This window comes from Wolbachia endosymbiont (group A) of Cydia strobilella (assembly GCF_964026745.1).
GTDB classification, from domain to species: Bacteria; Pseudomonadota; Alphaproteobacteria; order Rickettsiales; family Anaplasmataceae; genus Wolbachia; species Wolbachia pipientis.
In genome coordinates, this window is the sequence record NZ_OZ034694.1 from 285,319 (window position 1) to 309,611 (window position 24,293).

Annotated in this window: 23 protein-coding genes; 14 read left to right on the forward strand and 9 right to left on the reverse strand. The window is 34.7% G+C overall.

All coding sequences use genetic code 11. From position 1 onward, the window contains the following. Positions 1-15: 15 nt before the first annotated feature. From AAGD76_RS01375 to AAGD76_RS01390, 4 genes are all read left to right on the forward strand, one after another. Positions 16-831 carry a hypothetical protein gene (locus AAGD76_RS01375; protein WP_341820262.1) on the forward strand — a complete coding sequence of 272 codons (816 nt, stop codon included), beginning with the start codon at positions 16-18 and terminating at the stop codon, positions 829-831. Between the two features lie 394 nt (positions 832-1,225). Continuing rightward, entirely contained in the window at positions 1,226-2,389 is a 1,164-nt protein-coding gene (locus AAGD76_RS01380; RefSeq protein WP_341820551.1) for a multidrug effflux MFS transporter, read from the forward strand. Between the two features lie 132 nt (positions 2,390-2,521). Further along, the gene (locus tag AAGD76_RS01385) at positions 2,522-5,029 is read left to right on the forward strand and encodes an ankyrin repeat domain-containing protein (protein ID WP_341820263.1); all 2,508 of its coding nucleotides are present in this window, start codon (positions 2,522-2,524) and stop codon (positions 5,027-5,029) included. Positions 5,030-5,056: 27 nt separating this feature from the next. Then, positions 5,057-5,889 (forward strand): IS5-like element ISWpi1 family transposase gene (locus AAGD76_RS01390; protein ID WP_341820157.1). Its coding sequence is split into 2 segments (ribosomal slippage): positions 5,057-5,426 and positions 5,426-5,889, totalling 834 coding nucleotides; the frame shifts between segments, so codons are not numbered across the junction. 91 nt (positions 5,890-5,980) lie between these two features. On the opposite strand, the gene AAGD76_RS01395 is transcribed toward AAGD76_RS01390, so the two are convergent. The 3 genes from AAGD76_RS01395 to AAGD76_RS01405 form a co-directional block, all read right to left on the reverse strand. Further along, a complete protein-coding gene (locus AAGD76_RS01395) occupies positions 5,981-7,306 on the reverse strand; it encodes a dihydroorotase (RefSeq protein WP_022626228.1) in 1,326 nt (441 codons plus the stop codon). 122 nt (positions 7,307-7,428) lie between these two features. After that, entirely contained in the window at positions 7,429-8,670 is a 1,242-nt protein-coding gene (locus AAGD76_RS01400; RefSeq protein ID WP_006279654.1) for a hypothetical protein, read from the reverse strand. A gap of 80 nt (positions 8,671-8,750) precedes the next feature. Beyond that, a complete protein-coding gene (locus AAGD76_RS01405) occupies positions 8,751-8,939 on the reverse strand; it encodes a hypothetical protein (RefSeq protein ID WP_022626229.1) in 189 nt (62 codons plus the stop codon). A 22-nt stretch (positions 8,940-8,961) separates the two neighbouring features. Here AAGD76_RS01405 and AAGD76_RS01410 point away from each other — a divergent pair, with 22 nt between their 5' ends. Both AAGD76_RS01410 and AAGD76_RS01415 read left to right on the forward strand, forming a co-directional pair. Beyond that, positions 8,962-10,944, forward strand: a complete 1,983-nt coding sequence (locus AAGD76_RS01410) for a heme lyase CcmF/NrfE family subunit (protein WP_341813900.1) — start codon at positions 8,962-8,964, stop codon at positions 10,942-10,944. 174 nt (positions 10,945-11,118) lie between these two features. Then, a complete protein-coding gene (locus AAGD76_RS01415) occupies positions 11,119-12,273 on the forward strand; it encodes a hypothetical protein (protein WP_341820264.1) in 1,155 nt (384 codons plus the stop codon). Here AAGD76_RS01415 and AAGD76_RS01420 read toward each other — a convergent pair. Further along, a protein-coding gene (locus AAGD76_RS01420) for an IS5-like element ISWpi1 family transposase (protein WP_341820157.1) occupies positions 12,253-13,085 on the reverse strand; the annotation gives its coding sequence in 2 pieces (ribosomal slippage) (positions 12,253-12,716 and positions 12,716-13,085; 834 coding nt in all). The genes AAGD76_RS01415 and AAGD76_RS01420 overlap by 21 nt on opposite strands. Positions 13,086-13,189: 104 nt before the next feature. Between AAGD76_RS01420 and AAGD76_RS01425 the strand changes: the two genes are divergently transcribed. Together AAGD76_RS01425 and secF are read left to right on the forward strand one after the other, a co-directional pair. Further along, the gene (locus tag AAGD76_RS01425; RefSeq protein WP_341820265.1) at positions 13,190-14,221 is read left to right on the forward strand and encodes a hypothetical protein; all 1,032 of its coding nucleotides are present in this window, start codon (positions 13,190-13,192) and stop codon (positions 14,219-14,221) included. 200 nt (positions 14,222-14,421) lie between these two features. Beyond that, the gene (gene secF / locus AAGD76_RS01430; protein WP_341820266.1) at positions 14,422-15,297 is read left to right on the forward strand and encodes a protein translocase subunit SecF; all 876 of its coding nucleotides are present in this window, start codon (positions 14,422-14,424) and stop codon (positions 15,295-15,297) included. Positions 15,298-15,303: 6 nt separating this feature from the next. On the opposite strand, the gene AAGD76_RS01435 is transcribed toward secF, so the two are convergent. Further along, positions 15,304-15,819, reverse strand: coding sequence for a TIGR02281 family clan AA aspartic protease (locus tag AAGD76_RS01435; RefSeq protein ID WP_006279648.1), 516 nt, complete (start codon positions 15,817-15,819; stop codon positions 15,304-15,306). A 134-nt stretch (positions 15,820-15,953) separates the two neighbouring features. Between AAGD76_RS01435 and yidC the strand changes: the two genes are divergently transcribed. From yidC to AAGD76_RS01460, 5 genes are all read left to right on the forward strand, one after another. Beyond that, positions 15,954-17,663 (forward strand): membrane protein insertase YidC, encoded by a 1,710-nt coding sequence (yidC, locus tag AAGD76_RS01440; RefSeq protein WP_341820267.1) that lies wholly within the window; start codon positions 15,954-15,956, stop codon positions 17,661-17,663. After that, positions 17,641-18,069 (forward strand): 6,7-dimethyl-8-ribityllumazine synthase, encoded by a 429-nt coding sequence (locus AAGD76_RS01445; RefSeq protein WP_006279647.1) that lies wholly within the window; start codon positions 17,641-17,643, stop codon positions 18,067-18,069. Before yidC ends, AAGD76_RS01445 begins: the two co-directional genes overlap by 23 nt. Continuing rightward, entirely contained in the window at positions 18,069-18,551 is a 483-nt protein-coding gene (nusB, locus tag AAGD76_RS01450) for a transcription antitermination factor NusB (RefSeq protein WP_007549265.1), read from the forward strand. The genes AAGD76_RS01445 and nusB overlap by 1 nt, the downstream gene beginning before the upstream one ends. 172 nt (positions 18,552-18,723) lie before the next feature. Further along, positions 18,724-19,680: an IS5 family transposase gene (locus AAGD76_RS01455; RefSeq protein ID WP_264329805.1), complete on the forward strand. Its 957-nt coding sequence runs from the start codon at positions 18,724-18,726 to the stop codon at positions 19,678-19,680. A gap of 32 nt (positions 19,681-19,712) precedes the next feature. Next, positions 19,713-19,880, forward strand: a complete 168-nt coding sequence (locus AAGD76_RS01460; RefSeq protein WP_167471207.1) for a hypothetical protein — start codon at positions 19,713-19,715, stop codon at positions 19,878-19,880. A 121-nt stretch (positions 19,881-20,001) separates the two neighbouring features. Here the strand turns inward: AAGD76_RS01460 and AAGD76_RS01465 are convergent, their stop codons facing one another. From AAGD76_RS01465 to yihA, 4 genes are all read right to left on the reverse strand, one after another. Beyond that, complete coding sequence (locus AAGD76_RS01465) at positions 20,002-20,619, reverse strand: hypothetical protein (RefSeq protein ID WP_246165642.1); 618 nt, start codon at positions 20,617-20,619, stop codon at positions 20,002-20,004. A gap of 78 nt (positions 20,620-20,697) precedes the next feature. Continuing rightward, positions 20,698-21,159: a dUTP diphosphatase gene (dut, locus tag AAGD76_RS01470; RefSeq protein ID WP_006279458.1), complete on the reverse strand. Its 462-nt coding sequence runs from the start codon at positions 21,157-21,159 to the stop codon at positions 20,698-20,700. 422 nt (positions 21,160-21,581) lie between these two features. Then, positions 21,582-22,493 carry an acetylglutamate kinase gene (gene argB, locus AAGD76_RS01475; RefSeq protein WP_341820552.1) on the reverse strand — a complete coding sequence of 304 codons (912 nt, stop codon included), beginning with the start codon at positions 22,491-22,493 and terminating at the stop codon, positions 21,582-21,584. A 4-nt stretch (positions 22,494-22,497) separates the two neighbouring features. Then, positions 22,498-23,091: a ribosome biogenesis GTP-binding protein YihA/YsxC gene (gene yihA, locus AAGD76_RS01480; protein ID WP_010962460.1), complete on the reverse strand. Its 594-nt coding sequence runs from the start codon at positions 23,089-23,091 to the stop codon at positions 22,498-22,500. Positions 23,092-23,189: 98 nt separating this feature from the next. Here yihA and prfA point away from each other — a divergent pair, with 98 nt between their 5' ends. Continuing rightward, positions 23,190-24,269: a peptide chain release factor 1 gene (gene prfA, locus AAGD76_RS01485; protein WP_007548640.1), complete on the forward strand. Its 1,080-nt coding sequence runs from the start codon at positions 23,190-23,192 to the stop codon at positions 24,267-24,269. Positions 24,270-24,293 lie beyond the last annotated feature (24 nt).

Below are 24,293 nucleotides of genomic sequence, written 5' to 3' on the forward strand. Positions count from 1 at the left end.
TGGTAGAGATATAACATGTCAAAGGAAATGGTCAATGCGTTGAAAGCTGAAGTGAAGAAGCTCAAATGTGCTGATTTCAAAGCTAACACTTGGGACGAAGTAATTTCTGGTGAGGGAACATATAAGGATCTTAATAGAACACACGGCCTTGCTATTAACGGACAAAAAATAACTAACGAATTTATTAACAATCTGTATTCAAAACATAAAAATCTAATTCTACGGGATGAAAACGGAAAAGGGAATTATCGTCCATTTCTCAGACAAATTTTTACAGAAATGTTTAAACACGTTGGTGCAACAATTCCCAATAACTCTATTATTGAGGAGTTAATAAATAACTATTATCAGGGCGGATATACTCATTTTCTTCCTAATGATATGAGTCAAGCTCTTGGATCTTTTCATTTGTCAACGCAAAGCAACTGTATGACAAGAGAGTATATTATGGATTGTCGTGAACCCAATTGTATAAAGCTTAGTTTTAGCATGAAATATACAAAAATGCTTAACTATGATGATTGTACATATATCGAAACACCAGGTTTTTGCAGTTCAGCGGAGTTTAAACTGAAATGTGAAGATAAAAATGTAACATATGAAGATGGTAAAGTACTTCTTACCATTCCTAAAGAGCTAAAAAACTACAAAGTAAGTGGTAAGAATTTGTTTGATGTTATTGTTGAATATTTTCAGAAGCTTTGCGAAAAATTGGGCTTTAAATTTGAGACAAAAGTGGAACATAGCCTTGGTGAACCACTAAAGGTAGTAAGTGAGGCAAATGCATCTTCTGTTGAAGACTTAAAGCTTAAAGTGAATAATCAAAGGTAAGATATTGAAATTCGTGCTTTTCATGATTTTAGCTTAAGATTTCAGTGTCAAAGCACATAACTGTACGAACATTGTGATTTGAATCCACTAGGAGGGTGTCATCTAAGTAGCCTCCTTCTCCTGTCATCCCAGTGCCATGACTACTTGGATCCAGAAACTTAATTGCAAGTAAGTAAACTGCTTTGATGAAATTGTATAATGGAAACTAGATCCAAGTAGTCATGGCACTGCCCTACTGGATAGAGCCTTCACAGGCTTTTTCTTGAATAGCTACTCTTAATTTCAGTAGTTAATTTAATATACTAATGAAAAAAATACATTATAATTAAGTATATTTAATCCAGTAAATCATTAAGTGAAAACAGCTCTTTCGCAAAATATCATCTCTCTTATTATGATATTGTCTGTAGCAATTGTCGATATGGCAACTGACCTATACTCAGTTGCACTACCAAGCATTGCCAATTATTTTAAAGTAGAAGGCAGTGTAGTGCAGCTTACAATTAGCTTAAATCTAGTTGGATTTGCGGTATCTGGCTTAATTTATGGTCCATTATCGGACCATTATGGTAGGCGTCCAATGATGCTGATTGGTATGACAATTTTTACTTTGGCAAGTGTCATGTGTTATATAGCCGACAGTATTATGCTCTTGATACTAATTCGCTTCATACAAGGGGCAGGAGCTGGTGTTGCAGGTGTTGTTGGGTATGCAGCAATAAGGGATATGTACTCGGGTAGTGAATACTCGAGAGTAATTTCAAAATTAAATATGGTTGTGGCACTCTCACCTGGAATAGCTCCAGTGGTGGGCAGTTATATAATTTCACATGGGTATCATTGGAAATTTTTGTTTTTTATTATGTCACTCGCGGCAATTGCTATACTTATTTTTATCTACTTTAAGTTACAAGAAACACTCACTGTAAATAAAAATGAAACCAGTATAACTAACATAACTACTAATATCTTCAAGCAATATATATCAATATTTAGAAATTATCGTTTCCTTGGGTTTTCAGCCATTCATGGATTAACTTTCATGTGGCTTTGGGCATACATTGCTAACTACCCGTTCATATTTGAATCGATGGGCATTGAAGTACAGTATTTTGGCTACCTCATATCGATCATAGTCATATTTTACATAATTGGAACTTTAATTAATAGAAGGTATGTACCAAAAGTAGGGGTTAGCAAAATGCTAATAATAGGTTTGGTGTTACCGATAATATCCGATAGTTTATTGGTATATTTTTATTTCGCGGACAAGTTGAATATATTCATTCTTCAAACTGCTTGGATTCCAGCCAATATCGGACTTGCATTAATAATAAGCAATAACGTAACTTCTGCTTTAGAAACGATCAAAGGTATAGGGCTTGGTAGTGCAGTTCTCTCATTCTGCAATATGATGTTTGGGGCTATTGGAATATATATAGTAGGAAAATTTTTTCGCTATGGTATTTTACCAAATTTACTATTAACAATAGCATGCTCTACAATTGCAATTCTTATGTACAGCCGGCTCAAATATACTGAAAAACACGTGGAATAACCATTATCTGCGTAACCCAGAGCTCATGAATTATTAATGACTTTATCATGATAATATAATTTTACAGGGGGTGAGAGCTCATAGATTATTAACGACTTTATCATAACAATATAGTTTTACAGGAGGTATGGGATGAGCAATTCAAACAGAGATATAAATGCTGAATTACTTGAGGCTGTTAAAAACGGTGAAATTGATAAGGTAAAAAGTCTAATAAGTGAAGGAGCAAATGTTCATGCACAAGATGAATTTGGCAATGCTCCTTTACATTGGGCTGCTGGAAATGACAATACAGATGCAATAAATGCCTTATTAGCAGCAGGGGCTCATGTTAATAAGGAAAATGGTTGGGGACATACTCCTTTATATTTAGCTGCTACCTATAGCTGTAAAGAGGCAGTTGAAGTCCTATTGAGAGCAAATGCAGATGTTAATAAGGAGGGAAAGCTTTTTGGATATACTCCTTTACATTCAGCTGCTAAAAAAGATAGTAAAGAGGTAGTAGAAGTTTTACTAAATAATGGGGCAAATGTTAACGCAGTAAATCGAAATGGAGACACTCCTCTCAATTTAGCCACTAACGAAGAAATACGCACTCTATTAATAGATACTGCTTTACTTGAGGCTGCTAAAAGTGGTGATATTAATGAAGTAAAACATCTAATAAGTGAAGGAGCAGATGTTAATGCAGTTAAAGGTTTGCATACTTCTTTATATTGGGCTGCTAAAAATGGTCATGTTAGTATAATAGAAGTTCTATTAGATAATGGAGCAGATGTTGCTCATGTCAATTATTCTATGGAACGTGATGTGTTGACTCTATTACAAGAAAAAGAAGCTGAATATTGCAAGAGCTCTTTACATCTGGCTGCTAGGCTTGGCAACTTGAAAGAAGTAGAAAATCTATTAAGGGAAGGAGCAGATGTTAATGTAAAAAATGATAAAGGAAAGACTCCTTTACACTTTGCTGCTGAAAGTGGTTATCAGCAGGTGGTGCAAGCTCTATTGGATAAAGGGGCAAATGTTAATGCGAAAGATAAAAATGAAAAAACTCCCTTAAATTTAGCTAAGGCAGAAGAAATAAAAACTCTATTGCAAAACGCAGAAAAAACTGATGATGTTAATCCAGTATTGCAAGATGATGAAGAAGAAAGCCAAGTTTCACAAAATGCTGATTTATTTGAGGCTATTAAAGGAGATAATATTAATGAAGTAAAGCGTCTAATAAGCGAAGGAGCAGATGTTAATGCATTAGATGGAAACCGATTTACTCCTTTACGGCATGCTATTGCCAAAGGAAACAAAGATATGGTCTCGCTTTTAATTGATAGCAAAGCAGATGTTAATGCACAGTCTGAAACTGGACGCGCTCTTTTACATGTTGCTGTTGACGAAGCCAACAAAACGCAACCACTCGATACAAGCATAATAGAAGCTCTATTAAAAGTAGAAGGAATCAACGTTAATGCAGTAGATAAAGATGGAAAGACTCCTTTACATGAAGCTGCTAAAAGTTACAATCAGCAAATAGTAACAGTTCTATTAGAAGCAAAAGGAATTTATGTTACTCCACTAGATAATACTCGCAGCACTCCTTTAAATCTTGCCTCTCAACAAGGCAGGCAACATATAGTAAAAATTCTAGAAGAAACGCAAAAGGACATCGAAGCTTTGTATTCAGCCGTTAAAAGTGATAATTATGAGGAAGTTCAAAGTCTATTAAGTAAAAAAGTAAACGTTAATTCAATAGACAACGATGGAAAAACTCTTTTACATTTTGCTGCTAGAAAGGGCAATGTAGAAATAGTAAGAGCTCTAATACAAACAGGGGCAGATGTTAATATAGCAAATAAAGATGGAAGGGTTCCTTTATTTGAAGCTGCTTTCTATGGTCATAAAGATGCAACTGAAGTTTTATTAAATAATGGAGCAAAGGTTGATACAGTAATGGAATCACTTCTTCAGAGTATGATGGAATATAATTACAATAGTAGCCATAAAGATATAGTTAAAGCTTTATTAAACAAGGGAGCAAATGCTGATGCAGTAGATTCATATGGACATACTCTTTTGCATTGGGCTGCTAGAGAAGGTTATACGGATATAGCAGAACTTTTATTAGAAAAAGGAGCGAATGTTAATATACAAGATAACGATCTATGGACTCCTTTACATTTTGCTACAAAAAATAAAGTGTTTATGGGTTATGCAGATCGTCCAGCAAACGCCTCTGCGGAAACAGTAAAATTCTTAATAAAAAAAGGAGCAGATGTTAATATAGAAAATGAAGATGGAAATACTCCTTTCAAATTAGCCACTGATGAAGGAATAAAAACTCTATTGCAACCAGCAGAAAAATCTGATGATAGTTCAGCGGGTGGATCATCGACAGATAGTGAAGGGGGTCAAGAGGAAGAAAAACGAGTAGGTGATGATACTGAACTACAATCAGATAATAGCAAAGAAGGGGAAAAAACCAGCACCACCAGTGCAGAACAAGGAACTGATGTACAAGACAACGATGTAGGTCCTGTTGCTTCCACAGAACCTGCACAAACAGAAGAACAGCCGAGCTCTTTTTTTGGTAGTTTGTTTAGTATACTTATGAGAGGTTGTCCGGAAACAAGTAAAAGGCTATAATATCTGAAATTTTAGTACGGGGTAAAGATGAGAAAAAAGTATCCAACAGATCTAAGCGAAAGGGAATGGGCAAGAATAGAAAAACACTTCAGAGTATCATACAAGAAAGGAGGAAGGCCGCCAAAGTATAGCAAAAGAGAAATATTAGAAGCAATTTTCTATGTATTGCGTACAGGGTGTCAATGGCGGTATTTACCAAATGATTTTCCGCTATGGAAGACTGTGTATGAGCAGTTCAGGCAATGGAAGAAGCAGGGAATTTTTGAGAAAATGAATTATGAAATTACAAAATATAGTAGAAGAAAAATAGGAAGGAATGAGCAGCCGAGTGCCTGTATAGTAGATAGTCAATCTGTAAAGACTACAGAAAAGGGGGGATCAAAGGCTATGATGGAAGTAAAAAAGTAAAGAGTAGAAAAAGGCATATAATTACAGACACTCAGGGTTTTATACTAGGTTGTTACGTAGGCGCTGCTAACGAAAATGATAGAGATGGTATTAAAATAGCATTAAACAATATGAGAACAAAATATACTAAAGTTAAAAAAATGTGGGCTGACATGGGATACCAAGGAAGAAATTTAAAGAATCACATAAAGGAAGAATATGACATAGATATTGAAATTGTTAAAAGGCCTCCATGTAGATTTTGGGTGCACAAAGATACGCCACCTGAGCTACTACCAACAAGAGAACAAGGGTTTAAAGTACAGCCAAGAAGATGGGTTGTAGAAAGGACTTTTGCTTGGGTTAATAGGAATAGAAGGCTATCGAAGGAGTATGATTTACTCACAACATCCACTGAGAATTTCATATACCTAGCTATGAGTAGGGTTATGTTAAAGAGGGAATATGCTTGAATTTACTAGTTTCCGGACAACCTCTAATTTAAATTTAGGTGCACTTAGCCCATTCTGGTGATAACAAATTGGAATAGATAAGATATGATAACTAACTCTTCTGCGAGTATATAGTTTTGCCGGACACAACAGTACGTACTACGTGTCCTTTTACTTTGCGACCATCGAAAGGAGAATTCTTTGATTTACTAGCAAAGTTGTCAGTTTTAATTTCCCATTCATGATTGAGGTCAACTAAAATTAAGTCTGCAGCAAGGTTTTTTTGTATACGACCACGTGGTATGTGTATTATATCTGCAGGCTTATATGTCAATTTTGCAAGCACATCAAGTAGACCCATTTGCCCACTGTGATAGAGTTCAAGTGAAAGGGGCAGCATTGTTTCAAGACCAACAATACCAAATGCAGCATTTTCAAGTGGTAGATCTTTAGAACTACGATCATGCGGAGCGTGATCAGTTGCAATGCAATCAATCACACCTGTCTTTAAACCTTCAACCATAGCTAAACGATCTTCTTCAGTGCGAAGCGGCGGATTCATTTTTGCAATTGCTCCATGTTGTTTTACTATATCTTCAGTCAAAGTGAAGTGATGAGGGGTTACTTCGCACGTAACATTTAATCCCAAATCTTTTGCACGTTTAATAGCATCAAGTGAATCTTTTGAAGAGACATGTAGAATATGGTAGTGCACATTTTCCATATCCTTCATTAGCAGTATATCACGATTTACCATAACCGATTCTGACGCACTCAAGATCCCCTTTACTCCCAATTCTTCAGAAATTTTACCTTCGTTGATTGCGCCACCAGCAGATAAATTTAAATCTTCTGCATGTTGAGCAATAGGAACATTCAGCATACTTGAATAAAGCAGCGCCTGTCTCATAATCATTGGGTTCATAACTGGCATGCCATCATCGGTGAACCCAACCGCACCTGCTTCCTTTAAAAGTGCCATTTCAGTCAGGTGTTCTTCCGAAGTGGTGATTTTAGCGTAAAATTCAACGTTTACATGTGAAGTTTCAAGTGCTCTATATTTCAAATATTTAGCCAAAATAACGCTATCAATTGCTGGAACAGTGTTTGGCTGACAAACTACAGTTGTAACTCCCCCCGCAGCTGCAGATTTGCTGCCTGTATATATAGTTTCTTTATGTTCCTGGCCTGGTTCACGAAAATGTACGTGAATGTCAATAAGGCCTGGCATTAGAACAAGCCCTTTACAGTCTATTGTTTCATCAACTCCACTTGTTGAAAATAATGATTCACCAAAGTCAACAATTTTATCCCCTTCAGTCAATAATGAACCTTTTATATCAAGTTTAGTTTCCGGGTCGATAATACGAGCATTAGTATACGCAATTTTATAGCCTTCCTTTTGCCCTGTTTGCAACAAATCCCAAGTTTGAGTCATTATATTTGAGTATCGATTATAAAATAAATCTAAAGTTTTTTTAATAAAACACAACCAAATTAAAACACAGACTAAGAGCTGTCTTGAATTAAAGTGCTTTCATTATCCTAAAGATTTGGTTCTTATAACCTAGTTAGCTCAGTTTTAACGTTAATGTGTGAAGCTCTGAGTTCTGTTGAAGGATTTTCCAGCTGAATATCTAGCTCATTCTGTATGTTCGATAAACAAATTAAAGCTGAATCAAAAATTTCATCACACTGCTTTGCTTCATGTATATCATCAATTATTTCCTCGAATTCTTCCACATCATCCATTTCTTGCGGCGCACTTTTTAATATCGCTTTTATTTGGTTTAAGTTTTGACGAATTTTCTCCTGATATCCAACAATTCTCTCTTGATATATATCAATCATTTTTTGACATGCGTTGCCTCTAAATGGATGTTCTTTTTTCTCTTTTATGTAAGAATTTTGAAAGTCTTTACAGTTAAGGATTGCTTCTCTATGTTTTTTTATGTCATTAATTGCGCTGATTATCGACTTATCTATTTTCTTTAAATTTTCTTCCCGTTCTTCTCTTTTAATTATACTTTTGGATTCATTTTTTATCTGGTTCATTTTGTCATACAGGTTTCTGCATCCTTTGTAAGATGCCATTGGTTGTAACATTCCTTCTTTTACACCTTTATTGTAAAAATTCTTCAACTCATCACTTGATAGTATTGTTATAGCATCTTCCCTTTTACCTTGTGATTTAGGATACTTTTTATTCAATAAACTAACATGATTTAACAAGAAATCTCTAACTAGCCCTTCTTTTTTTACTTCGGATAATCTTTCTAGTGTTTCTATATATTTCAGAGTTTCCGCAAAGAGCTGTCCACCAGAGGGAGCAAATCCTTGAAGTGATTTACTCTGTGCTTTACAAAAATCGGTTTGTAAAAAATCTTCAGCTTGTTTTTTTATTACTGAAAGTTCATTAAAGGCTTTTTCTGGATTGATTTTTCTCAAAATACTAATAGCTTTTCTAATCGCTTTTTCTCTCTTTTTATTATCTTGCTTTTCATTTAATATGAGATGTTCAGTTTTGGTAAAAGCATTACCTTGATCACTCTTTGCAATGTTACAAACGATGTTTTTTACAACTTCTTCGGTTGCTGCATAATCTATTTCTTTTGCAAAGCAGTCAACAAACGATTGCCAAACTTTTTTATTAACAAGTTTACTTGTCTTATTTTCAAAATCTTCTATATCTTTGAATCCTAAAATAGTATAGAGATTTTTTTCGATTATTGGTTCGGCATGTTGTTTTGCCACTTTACCTTTTATATTGAATGGAAATTTACTAATCTTAGTTGTACCCACAATGTTACCTCAATATTAACGCTATCTATAAAAGTATAAAGATTTAATATTTAATTTTTAATTAATACTAGTACAGCTAACTACGGGAGCATTATGCTAGCATCAATTAACACTTTAACTTCTAACTTGTCATCAGTAATATTGTTTATATAAAAACTATAATTTTTTATGCCTGAACTTGGGAATATATTGCTATTGCTAGCCTGCTTATTGTCTTTGACATATTTGTTTTTACCGCTTAGTTCTTGTCGGTTTATTACCACTGCCATATTTTTTTGTGTATCAGCGTCAATGGCTATTTTGATCTACTGCCACATTACAAATGATTTTTCACTTGAAAACGTATACTACCACTCACACACAACAAAACCTTTGATCTACAAGATTTGTGGTGTTTGGGGAAACAAAGAAGGGTCCATGTTGCTTTGGACCTTAGTGCTTGTCATGTATTTATTACTAATGGATATTTATATACCTTCTGTCATCCCAGTCTCTTCTTCTGTCATCCCAGTGCCCAGACACTGGGATCCAGACAATTTAATTGCAAATGAGTACATCAAATGGCAGTGTAATAAAAACTGGATTCCAGTGTCAAGCACTGGAATGACACCAGAACGAACTAATGGTAGTAAATTAAAAAAAATATCTCTTATCACTCATGGGCTGATTTGCTTTTGTTTTTTGCTGTTCACTTTAATTGAATCCAGCCCCTTCACTAAAATGCCAGGCATTGAAACAGATGGATTGGGTTTTAATCCGATATTGCAGGATATAGGCCTTGCTATTCATCCACCGATATTATATTTGGGGTACCTTGGATTTAGCGTTCCTTTTTCGCTCTCTATAGCTGGATTAATTTTAAATACTGAAGGAAATGTTTGGGCTAAAATTGTCAGGCCTTGGGTACTTATTTCTTGGTCGCTGCTCACTTTGGGCATCAGCTTGGGTAGCTGGTGGGCATATCGCGAACTTGGGTGGGGTGGATTTTGGTTTTGGGATCCAGTGGAAAACGTTTCTTTGATGCCGTGGCTAATTGCAGTAGCGCTGACACATTTGTTGCTCGTGGTACGGAATTTCAATGTTTTAAGGAACTTTGCTATTTTACTTACGCTTACAACTTTTATATTGAGTGTGACTGGAACATTTCTAGTCCGCTCAGGAATACTTACCTCAGTGCACACGTTTGCAGATGACCCAAGATATGGACTATATATATTAGCTCTACTTGGTGTAATTACAGTCAGTAGCTTAGTAATATTTGTAGTATTTACGAGAAAAAATCACACGCCTGCGATGTCATTCCAATGCTTGACACTGGAATCCAGAAAGAAACTTGCTACTCAAGTGACAGAGGGTAGAAGATTCTTTTCACGCTTTACGATGATACTGATGAACAATTTATTATTCATCACTGCCTTTTTCATCGTGTTCGTTGGCACTTTATACCCTACAGTGCTTGAGTATTTAACCGGTGAATTAATTTCAGTTGGAGCACCATATTACAATTCTTTATTTAACTCTATTGCACTAGCTATTCTAGTGCTCACCATGATCGGGCAATACTGCAGTTGGCAGGGAAATAGTCTATTGCCAATATTCCGTGAATATAGATTTTCATTCTGCAGTGCTGCAGCTATTTTGCCGTTTATCTTTCACATGGAGCTAATAATTGTGCTATCAATTACTATCTCCATAGCATTATTAATCTTTGTTTTAGAAGCATACAGTAAAAGAATTCGTTTATTTAAGGTAGCATTTGGTGAATCAATTTTATTAGCAAGAAGAGTTTCTAAGTCCTACTATGCAATGATGCTTGCTCATGCTGGAGTGGCAATTCTAGTGCTTGGTATAGCTTATTCAGTTGGTTGGCAGGAGAAAAAAGAAAATTACTTAAAAATAGGGGATAGCATAACAGTCAATAAATTTAAAGTTACTTTACGCAATATTGAGCTAATAAAAGAAAAAAATTTCCATGCAGTGAGGGGTACAATGGATATCAGGAATTTGCTGAATAATAAGATATTAGGTGAAGTAACTCCTGAATATAGATTTTACCTTGCGGAAGGTCAGAAAAATGTTGAAAGCAGTATCTACCACAATTTGCTTTCTGATATTTATGTTGTAATTGGAGAGATTGATAAGAGTAAGAGCAAAATCGCAGCCAAAGTGCACTATAAACCTGGAATGTCTATAATCTGGCTTGGATCCTTTCTTATCGCTTTTGGTTCGCTCCTTGCTGCTTTTCCTTTTAGTGGACGAGCAAGGATTGTCTAGCTGTCGTGGATTTTATTAACAACGCTCCTAGGTCCAGAGTGCAACGTATGAGAAATTACCGAGCTATAGATACTGATTTGCAAAGGTTAGAACCAAAGAAAGTTATATTTTTTTATTGACAGACCTATATATTACGATATTCACTAAGGGATTAGTGAGTAATGGTTATACAATATGAATGGTGGGGTATCAGGCAAGGAAAAAGTTATACGCACTCCTTTCGATTTTAAGGAGCCTTACAGCGATTGGCGTCAAATTTTTAAACGTCCTAATCAACAGTGTAACCCTTCCAACTATGATTCGTCGAGCGAAATAAATGAACACGATATAGAAACTCAAAAGATTGAAGAAGGTGATGGCCATGATTCAGGTATTAGTTCCGATGATGAGGATGACCGGACAACTTATACAGCAGTACAATTAACTAATGATTCTCTTGATAGCCAAAGATATACAGGAATATGCATTCCAACACCAACTGATGGTTGGGTAGGTGAAAATAATCATCAGACTGGTTTATCAGGTGATTTGCCAGACGTGAGTAATAATCCACAAATTTTTGAAAGTACTGATTCAGTACAGCTAGATAATATTGTTTTTAGCAATCTAATTCAGCTTTCCTTGATTAGTCAAGAGCATAATTCTACCTGCAATGATCATGTAATTTGTGATTCAGGTCACAATTCTGACGATGAGGATCAGATTCCAGAGGACTTTCCTTCAAGGAAACGAGTACGATCGATTGAAATTGATCAGTTTGAACCGTTGTACAAGAAGAGGAAAATAGAAGCACAAAATAATCAAAAATATACAGAAAATGTATGTAATCCAACAAATGGTGGTTTGTTAGGTGAAAGTGATAATCCACAAACTTTTGAAAGCGATCCTTTACAGCATGGTAGTAATGGTTTAGGTTATAACTTCAATGGTTATAGTCAAGCAACTTATAGTAAATTAAGTGCTTCAGATCAAGAAGAGGGTCAAGGCTATTCTTTAGGTGGTTCTTGTGAAAATAAAGAAAATTTGACAAAGGGCGCTGGTGGTAGTAATCAGACTTTTGAAGGTGAACAGAAAAGCTCAGAATTTCCGAAAGTTGACAATTGGTCAGATAGTGATGGGAACTCAGAAGATAGTTCGGACTCAAAAAAGGGTTCGTACTATAGTTCAGGTAATCTTGATTCAATGGAGTTAACAGATGATTTGGATTCAGAAAATGATCGGGACCTAGAAGATGATAATCCTTTTCTAAAAGACTCACTTTTTATGAAACTAAAAATGTCGTTAGAGGTTGTCCGGAAACTAGTAAATTCAAGCATATTCCCTCTTTAACATAACCCTACTCATAGCTAGGTATATGAAATTCTCAGTGGATGTTGTGAGTAAATCATACTCCTTCGATAGCCTTCTATTCCTATTAACCCAAGCAAAAGTCCTTTCTACAACCCATCTTCTTGGCTGTACTTTAAACCCTTGTTCTCTTGTTGGTAGTAGCTCAGGTGGCGTATCTTTGTGCACCCAAAATCTACATGGAGGCCTTTTAACAATTTCAATATCTATGTCATATTCTTCCTTTATGTGATTCTTTAAATTTCTTCCTTGGTATCCCATGTCAGCCCACATTTTTTTAACTTTAGTATATTTTGTTCTCATATTGTTTAATGCTATTTTAATACCATCTCTATCATTTTCGTTAGCAGCACCTACGTAACAACCTAGTATAAAACCCTGAGTGTCTGTAATTATATGCCTTTTTCTACTCTTTACTTTTTTACTTCCATCATAGCCTTTGATCCCCCCTTTTCTGTAGTCTTTACAGATTGACTATCTACTATACAGGCACTCGGCTGCTCATTCCTTCCTATTTTTCTTCTACTATATTTTGTAATTTCATAATTCATTTTCTCAAAAATTCCCTGCTTCTTCCATTGCCTGAACTGCTCATACACAGTCTTCCATAGCGGAAAATCATTTGGTAAATACCGCCATTGACACCCTGTACGCAATACATAGAAAATTGCTTCTAATATTTCTCTTTTGCTATACTTTGGCGGCCTTCCTCCTTTCTTGTATGATACTCTGAAGTGTTTTTCTATTCTTGCCCATTCCCTTTCGCTTAGATCTGTTGGATACTTTTTTCTCATCTTTACCCCGTACTAAAATTTCAGATATTATAGCCTTTTACTTGTTTCCGGACAACCTCTTAACTCAAAGTAAACAGGATCTGATTGATAAATGCTGTGGGGAGGTGAGAGGTATAACAGAACAAAATGAACAAAAAGGTATAAAAAATACTCCAGAAAGTATTAAGTGCATAGTAGCTAAATACTTAGAAAAAGAAGTAATGTTAAATTTAAAATGTAGTTGTTGTAACAAAACTGTAACAAATACAGTATTTGAAGAAATAAAAGATCTTACTAGTGGTAGTCATATAAGTAACAGAAGTAACACTTTTGTATTTGATAACTTTCCCTATCAAAGTAAAGATAAAAACTGTAACAAAGAAAGTAAAGGTCAAAACTGTAACAAAGAAAGTGAAGATCAAAACTGTAACAAAAAAAATGAAGTGTCCGAAGAGGACATTATCAAAAGCATTGTTAGTAATTTATTGTTAGAAGGTGGGAAAGTAAAACGCCATAATTTTTTCGATGGGAATGAGTTTGAGCAGATAGTTACTTGTAATGGATTTGATGATGGTCTTTCTGAGAAATGTAAGGAAATTGAAAGCAAGCTAAAAGGTTTAGCATATGAAAGTATTGTAAACAAAAGCAAGCAGACTCAAAATGTATTAGGAGTAGACAAGGATAATAGATATTTTTGTATAGAGTACTCGCAAGATAGTATTGTTGAAGTTGCAGAAATCCTAAACAATGAAAAAGCCAAAGACTTAAATTTAAGAGTTGGCATACTCAAAATTGGAGAAAGTATAGTAAGAGTTGAAAATGTAGAAGAAATAGGGGGAAAAAGAAATTACATGGATGTCTCAAAAGGTGGTATTGAAATGTCTTTTACTACTGAGGTAGGAGAGATAAGTATTTATCTAAGTCCTAGTGAGAAAGGCAGCAATAAAATAAAAGTGGAGATTGATGGGGAAAACAGAGCAAGGCTTAATGAGTTAAAAAATAGGGGAAAAAGTTTAGGGGAAAACTGTCTTTTAGGAGGAAAAAGTGTTGAGGAAGCTATAGAGCATGAAAGTTTTGAAAGATATGGCAGTGTACCTAACACTGCTATGAAGGAACCTAGCTTAGGTTGCGTTGCTAACATAGCAAAGGGGGGATAAGCTTGCAGAGATAAAATGATGGGCCAAATTGGCAGTATTTCGCTTTTGTAATGTACTTCAAAATGGTAGTATGCAAGCTAGATAGAACTTAATTGACAGACAAGAATTAACTGATGGAAAAATTGACATAATCAAACAATCACAGAATAAACTAGTGAATTTTTTGAAAAGTATATAAAATTCAAGTTTAAGTAAATAGCATGGCACTTAGACTCATTCCAGACAACCTCGATATCAAGTTTAGTAAATATAGGGATTTGACTGCATTAATTAGCATTATTCTTATCATCTTTTCAATATTCACTGTTGTGCTGCGTGGAGTGAACTTAGGCATAGACTTTGCAGGCGGAATTTTGATAGAGATAAAATCTTCAGATGAGAATCACTCTATTCTCGATGCATTAAAAGAAAATGGTTTTACAGTGCAGAGTTCAAAAGCGGGTGATAATTTAGTCATGCGTTTTAAAGATGAAGGAGATGAAGATAAAATCAAAAAGATAAAAAGCATACTAGAAGAAAAGCTGGGGAGCTCAATAAGCTATCGTAAAATAGACTATGTTAGCCCACAAATAAGCTCAACACAAATATTTGAAGGAATGTTATCCATGTTGATCGCGATTGTTGGAATATTTTTTTACGTTTGGTTTAGATTTAATTGGCAATGTGGATTCAGTGGAATAACAGCACTGATTCATGACGTGATTTTAACTGTTGGTTTTATTAGCCTAACTGGCATTGAGTTTAATATTTCATCAGTTGCAGCTCTCCTTACTGTCATTGGTTATTCAATCAATAACTCAGTAATTATATATGATCGGATTCGAGAGTATCGCAGGAGTGGTAAAAGTGGGCGGATGAGTGAGGTAGTAGATGCAAGTATCAACGCTACATTATTTCGCACTATATTAACTTCTGGTACAACCCTTCTTGCTGCTCTTCCTTTGGTATTAATCTGCACAGATGCAGTGAGAGACTTCAGCTTGATCATTTTTTTTGGTATTTTGATTGGCACTTGTTCTGCAATATTTATTTCTGCTCCTATATTGACCTACAGAGCTTTGATAAGTAGATTGTAGAAGTGTTTAGTCGCGGTATAATATCAACTTATTATCTCTTATAGTGAAATGAAAATACCTTAAAAAGCTCATTCCAAGTAGTGAATGAGACATAGAATGAGTGTTAACGCTTGCCTGTACATCATTAATCAAAAAATTTCCTATTTTAACTTGAGGTATTTGAACCACTCCAGCTTTTATTTGACCTTTCGCAGTTTCATATATTTTAAAATCCTGAACATTTTGTAAGTTAATACCAACATGTAATGCGTCTTTTTGTGATAGAACAATATCGGTTGCTCCAGTATCAAGCAAAAACGTTATATTGCGATCATTGACTTGAGCCTGAATATAAAAGTGTCCATCATATGACTTCGTAAATTCAATACTTCCACTATTCTGACCGCTATTTTGAATTCTTCCTTTATATGGTAAAAAAGTACTGAGAAATCTGTCGCTTAGTTTGTCCCTTTGTGAATCAATAAGCATTGCAGTAGTGGCTATTATTAGCAACCAAATAACTAGATTTTTCACCGCGTTCATATTGTTAAAATTTGAAGCTATTAAAATAAATTTTAAAGATCAGCGTTAAAAGTTATTATTAAAAATAAGTAAATTTCATTGTTTTAGTACAATATTTAGTATACACTTTAAGAAGATATGTTTGATTTAATTTCATGTCAGAAGCAAAAAGTTTAATTTTGGCAGCTATCCTTTCCATGTTAATCATGGTGTCTTGGCGTATTATTTATGATAATTTTTTTAGTACAAACCAAAACCAGCCATTGATTGAAAATATTGAACATATCGAATCTTTTAACGACCTTGCTCCTATAATATACCAAAATCGTTCTGAAATTATTAATTCTACTCGAGAACAGAGGGTTAGTTTAACCAATAACATGATTAAAGGATCAATTTCTCTGAAAGGTGCAAGGTTTGATGACTTAATTTTAACTAATTACCACTTAGAACCGAGTTCTTCTTCTCCACAAGTGGTGTTACTGTCACCTGCAGAATCAAAAGATGTATATTTTGCAGAATTTGGGTGGCTCGATCCGAGTAACAAGATTAAAGTTCCAGATTCTAAAGCAGTCTGGCGAGCAGATAAACTTAATCAAAAAGAGGTCAATTTATCTTGGGACAATGAGAATGGCATTTTATTTAGAATGAAAATTAACCTCGACGATAATTACATGTTTAAAGTTGAGCAAGTTGTTGAAAATAATACAAAGGATAATGTAGTTTTGGTTCCTTATGGTAAAATTAACCGTAAACGTGACAATATCAACGAATCTTATTGGATATCCCATGAAGGAGTACTGGGTGCATTTGATAATAAACTAGAGGAGTGGACATATAAGGATATTTCCAAAAAACATTTAATAAAAGCAAGCACGAGTGAAAAAAATTGGTTTGGTTTTGCTGATAAATACTGGCTCACAGCCATCATACCTGAAAAATCTGATAAAATAAATGTAAGCATTAAACACACAAACGTTAATAATACTGATAAATTCCAAGTAGATTTTGTCAAACCTTACAAGAGCATACTTCCTGGTGCAAGCGTTTCTAATGTGAATTATTTTTTTGCTGGAGCAAAAAAGTTGAATTTACTGGATTCTTATAAGGACACTCTCAATATACCCCTGTTTGATAAAGCTGTAGATTTTGGTGTTCTTTACTTTATAACTAAACCAGTGTTTTTACTGCTTGAATATTTTAACTTCGTTTTAAAAAATTTTGGCTTAGCAATATTATTGCTGACTTTAGTAATCAAACTTTTGATGCTTTCCTTATTTAATAGATCATATATTTCGATGTTTAAGGTAAAAAGCCTGCAGCCTGAATTAACTCGTATAAAAGAGTTGTATAAAAATGACAGCTTAAAGCAGCGTAAAGAGACAATTGCATTGTTTAAGAGAAACAACGTAAATCCAATGTCGAGCATTTTTCCCATGCTAATACAAATACCGGTATTTTTTGCTCTATATAAAGTATTATTTGTTACTATAGAGATGAGGCATGCTCCTTTTTTTTTATGGATTAAGGATCTTTCAGCTCCTGACCCAACGAACATCTTTACATTATTTGGGTTGTTTAATTATAACTTTCCTATTTCTATAGGCATTTTACCTATAATTTTCGGTGCCACCATGATAATTCAGCAGAAGCTAAGTGAGAAAGATCAAACCAGTAAAGATGATATTCAAGTAAATGTTATGAAGTTTTTACCTTACATTTCTGTCTTTATTTTTTCTTCTTTTCCTGCCGGCCTGGTAATATATTGGATATTTAGTAATATTATAACTCTAATTCAACAGTCATTAATAAAGTTGTTTTTAACAAAAAAAGTGGTAGTAAATGTCGAGAATACTAATAGTTAATTCGATTTATTATACTGAAATAGCGAACCTTTTGCTTGAAGGTGCAATTGATAAATTAAAAGGCAGTAATGCCAGTTACGATGTAGTTGAGGTTCCTGGTACATTTGAGATACCAGCTACAATTCTTTTTGCAGTCAAGAGTGGGCATACTAATTATGATGGTTATTTAGCTCTTGGGTGCGTAATTCGCGGTGAAACCGATCATTATCAATATGTTTGTAAAGGAGTAATTGAAGGCTTAAATGAGGTTGTTATGCATTATGCAATACCCCTTGGTATGGGTGTAATTACCGCTGACAGCAAAGATAAAGCACTAGTTAGAGCTGATAAAAACAAAAAGAACGTTGGTGGCCATGCAGCCTCAACTGTTTTGCGTATGATAGATTTACACAATAAATTAAAATAATGGAGGAAAAACCAGTAGATAAAAAGTGGCGCATAAAAAGAAGCACGGCAAGATTTCTTGCTGTACAAATTGCTTATTCAAATATTTTCGTAGGTTACAACAAAAGCACTTTTAAACTGGAAAATTGTGAGCTTAAGGACTACATAAATAAGTTGAAAGATATATTTGAATGTGAAGAATTTGAACATCAGTTCTTAGAAAACTTGTTATATAAGGTTATAAAAAGCAGTGAAGAATATGATAAAATAATAGAGTCTTATTTACACCCAAGTTGGTCCCTTTCACGGTTAAATCTTATAAGCTTATCTATTTTGCGTGTTGCAATATGTGAGTTAGCTAATTGTGATACGCCAGTTCCAGTTGTCATTAATGAATATACTAACATTGCATCTGATTTACTTGATAAACCAAGCGAAATTGGTTTTATTAATGGGTTATTGGATAAGGCAAAAGATGCAGTTAAATTAAATAAAAATCCTTAGCAATTATAGCCAGCAAGCACAAGGTGTCATCCGAGTAGCTGCTGTATGAACATTGTCTACCAGATCCCAGTGCTTGACACTGGAATGGCTTTGTTGCATAGCAACTGAAAAAATCTGGTGGCTACTGACAAAATTCATTATAAAATAGCCATTTAACCTTGAAAGAAAAAATATGCCACAAAAAATGAGGGTCAGTAACCATAGCGAATATAACAAATTTCTAGAAAAAAGAGGAAATATTTTTCATTATATCAACGAAGCCATAGAAAAGTGGTACGAGAATGGTCCAAAAATACCAGGTGGCAACAATATTTATAGCGATAAAGTTGTAATTTTGGTGCACATAATAACTTGTTTATTTAGAATAGGCCTGAGGCAAACAGTTGGGTTTATAGCAGGATACCTTGAGCAAATTGGGAAAAATTTGCAAGTTATCAGCTATTCACAATCATCAAGAAGGTTTAAGAAACTCAATATTAAGATCAATGATTGCAGAATTGATAAAAATAATATGGAAGATATCGAAATTGCTATAGACAGTACAGGAATTAGTATATACAACAACACTCCTGGTCATAGCAAAGAAAATAGCGAAGATAGAAAGTATCGCAGCTATGAACAGACAAGAAAATTGCATGTAATGTTGAATACAAACAGCAAAAAAGCCATAGCTGTAAAATACAGTAACGGTGTCTACTCTGATCACTATGGAGCTTGTGATTTGCTAAAAGAAGTCGATTTTCAGTATGTCATAAAAGTACTATATGCAGATAGGGCATGTGATAGGCACAAGTTTTATAAGTTGTGTAACGAATATGATATAAAGACAAAAATTCCACCAATAAACAATGCGGCAGAACATCCAGAAATAGATTATATGTCTGACAGGAATGCTGCTATTAGGTTAATAAAATTATACGGTGAAGATGGCATGAAAGAATGGAAAAAAGAAGTAAATTATGGGAAAAGATCTTATATTGAAGGGTTTTTCTCAAGATTAAAGCAAATATTCGGATTTAGTTTTAGGAATAAATCTGAGATAAATCGAGAAAAAGAACTGCTAATCAAATGCTATTTGCTTAATAAATTCACTGATATTGGTATGGCTAAATTTGAGATAGTTACATGAATTTACCATAAATCACCATCTCATAAAGTGTGATGCAACAAAGCCATCCCAGTGTCAGCTACTTGGATGACAAGAAAGGGAGCACTGGAATGACATTATCTGTTGTGCAATTTACCTTCAAAAATGAATGTTTGTACAGTTATGTGTCAAGCACTGGGATGACAAGAAAGGGAACACTGGAATTTTTGTTTCAGCATTAGCCATGCATCTAAACAGATACGTTGCCTTGAGAATCGCAACATCCATGCAGTTATGCGCGTAACACTAAAAATCAAAAAAAACAAAGAGGCAGACTTAATCTACCTCTTTTATTTCACTTGGCTATACTGTCTGTTGTTGAGAAGCAACTTGTTCAACAATAAGCGAGCCTAAATAAGTGTTAACCTCTTTAGCGCCCTCTTTTTCTAAACCTAATGTTTTATTCCATTCTGTTTTATCTACTGTCTCGAACTTACCTTCTTTGTTTTTCACTTCTAGTGAATCTATCTCGAAGAGTGAAGTATTGCCTAGCTTATTGGTAAACTGATTAATATCAACAATAATACGGTAGTTCTTGCCTTCTAAGCTGAAGTCTATATAATGTTTATCCTTTTCTACCTGACCTTCTTCATCTTTAACTTGGTTATTCCTTGCAATTTCCCTAAATGCGTCTTTTGTTACTAGCAACCCATCCTTAATAACCTTCAGAGCTTTCAACTCAGATATTTCGTTATTTTTGCTGATAGCATATATTGCTAAATAAGTCAGCGCAGCAGCAACAAATGCTAAAACGCCCATTCCAAGTGGTGTAGCTGCAAAAGCTGCTAGCTTGCAAGTTGAAGGCCTCCAAAGCGGTGTTGAAAGTATTGCTAATCCACCTATAACGTATATAGCAGTAAATGCAACAAATACAGTGTTTGCTTTGTGGAGCTGGCCACAATGATTTTTGAAAGTTAGCATAAACGACTTCATTTAATAAAATATTAATATGCTTAAATTGTGTATAAAAGAACTGTCATAGTCAAGCTTTTTCGTAAGCTACCTGCCGCTTGAGCCAAAGCCCCCTGCATTGCGACCGGTTTCTTCTGCGCAGAATTCTTCTCTGTCATCCCAAATTACCTGAGATACAGGAGAAATAAGGATTTGTGCGATTCTATCTCCTCTTTTTATTTCGTATGGCTGATTACTTAGATTAATTAGACAAATTTTAACTTCACCTCGATAATCAGAGTCTATAGTGCCCGGAGAATTTAAGACAGTGATTCCATGTTTTGCAGCAAGACCAGAACGTGGGCGGATTTGCCCCTCAAAACCGTTTGGTATTGCAATCACAATTCCAGTTGGAACAAGTAATCTTTCAAGTGGATTTAAAACAGCAGAATCATTCAATGCAGCATAAAGATCCATGCCAGCACTCTGCGTAGTTGCATAACATGGAAGAGACAAGTCTTCTCCGTGTGATAATCTTTTTATTTCTACTTTAATTTTACTTCTTTGCACTCCAATTTACCATCTATGAAGACTCAATTATAGCATGTAAATTGTATCTGCAAAAGTGATAAATGTTACATCGTAAATGATGTCATTCCAGCGCGTGACGCTAGGCCATAAAATTCCTTGACAAGTTTAGTGCTCCTTTTTTTGTCATCCCAGTGCCTCTATGATGTCATTCCAGTCTGGAATCTAGTCCTTATTATGCAGCCACTTGGTTGAAATTAAGTCTTCTGGATCCCAGTGTCTGGGCACTGGGATGACATCATAAGGGCGCTGGGATGACACCCTGACAACCGTCATCCCGCTACTTGTTAGCGGGATCTAGAGATACCGCGAATGAATCGCGGTATGACGTAGATTGTTGTCATTCCAGTGTCAGCTACTTGAATGACACCCTCTTGGTATTCGTGTAGTTGCAAGCAGTATAGCTATAAATCACTCACAATCGATATGCTTGAATTACTCTCAGTAAATAAATCAAGCATAATGTTAGGTATTCTACCATCAACTATGTGAACAACTCCAGCACATTCCTCCGCCATTTTAACGTATGCCATAAGCCTTTCAATAAATTTTTCCCCTTTAATTTTCCCACAATCAATCGATGCATTTAAATTTTTAACAGATATCTTCCTGCCACCAATTTTATCTATTTCTTCATCTGTGTCACTCAAGATTATCATTTTAGATGCAGAAACTGCGATTGCGATTGCGCTTGCAGTGCTATCGGCATCAATATGATATGCTTCCCCATCTTTTCCATGACCAATTGGTGCAATAACTGGTATAAAATCTGATTCTTCAATAAAAAATAATATATCAGGATTGATTTCAGTGGGTCTACCGATGAACCCCATGTCTAATATCTTTTCGATATTATTTGATCTATCTTCTCTAAGCGTAGCGGTTATTTTTTCGGCTTTAATTAAGTTACCATCTTTTCCACATAATCCAATAGCTGAACCACCAGCAGAATTTATATACTGAACAATTTTTTTATTAACTGAACCACACAGTGCCATTTCAATGATTTTCATAGTGTCTTTGTCTGTAAGTCTGATACCATTCACAAACTTACTGTTCATATCCAGCATTTTTAACACTGAGTTAATTTCATATTCTCCGTCATGAATTATTACCGGATTTATACCAAGCTGCTTCAACAAGACAACATTATGCACAAAAGTATTAAATAGTGTTTCATCTAAGATTATTGTACCACCGCATTTAATGACAAAAGTCTCGCCTACAAAGCTAGGTATGTTAGATAGCACTTCAAGTAATATTTCTGCTTTTTGTTCAAATGATACCTCACCCTTTAAAAATTCACTACTCTTCATTTTTTTATCTTGTAAACTTGAAAAACTCATCTCTTACCTTGGTTATTTTATGCTTAACACGGATGCTCATTTGATGAATTGACACATTCTCATTATTAATCCATTTTTGAATATCTTCTATAACAGCACCTAAGCTTTTTTGACTTACTTTATCTATTTTTGTTAGCACAATGTTAAAGTTAATGTTATTATATATTAACCAATAAATGAAGTCTTTGTCTATTTCTTTTAATCCTACCTTGCTATCTATCAACACAAACACTCTTCTTAGATTTTCTCTTTGAATTAGATAATACTCAATTAAGTTTAAATATTGTATAATTTCCTCCTTGCCTGCATGAGAGTAGCCATACCCTGGTAGATCAACAAGTCTGAACTTATCATCGTACATAGAGTAAAAATTTATTTGTCTAGTGCATCCAGGTTTAGAGGAAACTCTGGCAGCTTTTTTGCTGTTTATCAGTAAGTTGATCAGACTGGATTTTCCTACATTTGATCTACCAGCAAACGCAATCTCTGGAGCCGACTCATTTGGTAATGATTTTATGTCCGAAGCTCCAAATATGAAATTGCAGTTTGATGTTATCTGTTTTGCCATTATATTCAACTAGAAGGTAGTAGGTATATTATAGTGTTATTGCTTGATATAAGAAATTTTTTATTTCAGTATATATTACTTAGCTAGATCTGTGCTATATGGATATGGAAAATAATTTACAAGACTTAAAGAAAAAATTTAATGATATAGAGAGGAATTTGGAAAATCCTACCAATTTAAGTCAAAAAGAATTCATTACCCTTTCAAAGGAATACTCTGAGCTCAGGCCAATAATCAAGATAATTGATGAATATAACACGCTGAAAGAGGAAATTTCAGACTTAGAAGAAATAATGAAAGATGAAAACAGCGAAGGTGATATAAAAGAGTTAGCAAAAGAAGAATTTTTCGAAAAGCACAAGGTATTATTACCAAAAATAAAAGCAAAATTAAAGTTAGCATTATTGCCCAAAGATGAAGATGACTCAAGAAATGCAATATTAGAAATTAGAGCAGGTACAGGCGGAGAAGAAGCAGCATTATTTGCAGCAATGTTATTTCGTATGTATCAAAAATATGCAGAAAGAAGAAATTGGAAGTTCGAGCCAATAAGCATTTCTAATACAGGTATAGGTGGCTATAAGGAAGCTTCTGCACTCATTAATGGAACAGAAGTTTTTGCAAGGTTGAAATTTGAATCAGGGGTGCACAGAGTACAGAGAGTGCCAGAAACTGAATCCTCAGGAAGGTTGCATACCTCTGCCGCTACTGTTGCGATATTACCTGAAGTAGAAGAAGTTGACTTTAAAATAGAAGAAAAAGACTTACGAATAGATGTTTATAGATCCAGTGGTCCTGGAGGGCAATCAGTGAATACAACTGACAGCGCAGTAAGGGTCACCCACTTGCCAACAGGGATAGTTGTGATACAGCAAGATGAAAAATCGCAGCACAAAAATAAAGCTAAAGCGCTCAAAGTATTGAGGGCAAGGCTATACGAAATTGAAAGACAAAAAAAAGAAATGGAAAGGTCAACAATGAGGAAAAGTCAGATTGGCTCTGGTGATCGTTCCGAGCGCATAAGAACATATAATTTTCCACAATCAAGAATAACAGACCACAGAATTAATCTAACTTCACATCGGCTAGAGCAGATTATAAAAGAAGGTGAACTAGATGAATTTATTGAGGCATTAATTTCACGCAATGAAGCAGAAAGATTGGCCGGGGAAAGTTAATCGCTCACATCTGTAAAAAGATCA